Here is a 389-nt window from a genome sequence, read left to right on the forward strand (position 1 = left end):
TCCCATCCCGAACACGACGGTTAAGACCCAATCGGCCGATGGTACTGCACTGGAGACGGTGTGGGAGAGCAGGTGGGCGCCAGATCAAAAAGAAAACAACAGGCTGGAAGCCTGATGAAGATAAAACAGGCATTGGAAAGTGAGTCCTGTTGGAAACAGGATGGAGCCAGATACGAATCGTAAAGTCCGGTGCTAACCCGTATCAGCCGGGAAGAGCTGTTAAGATATGCTGGTTTTACCAGTGATTAGAGATTTTAAAAGAGTTTAAGATTTCTAATGACTGATAAAGCATCAGTCAATATGTACCTTGAAAACTGCATACATGAAATTTGATTAAAAGTTAATCAAATATCCTTGATACAAAACGTTAAGAGATATGAGAGTATCTC

General features: G+C 42.2%; 1 rRNA gene. It reads left to right on the top strand.

From position 1 onward, the window contains the following. A 5S ribosomal RNA gene (gene rrf / locus ACTNC0_RS18285) occupies positions 1-85 on the top strand; the annotation flags it as partial. Positions 86-389 lie beyond the last annotated feature (304 nt).

Origin of the sequence: Blautia sp. HCP3S3_B11 (assembly GCF_052064435.1) — a bacterium.
GTDB lineage: Bacteria > Bacillota > Clostridia > Lachnospirales > Lachnospiraceae > Blautia_A.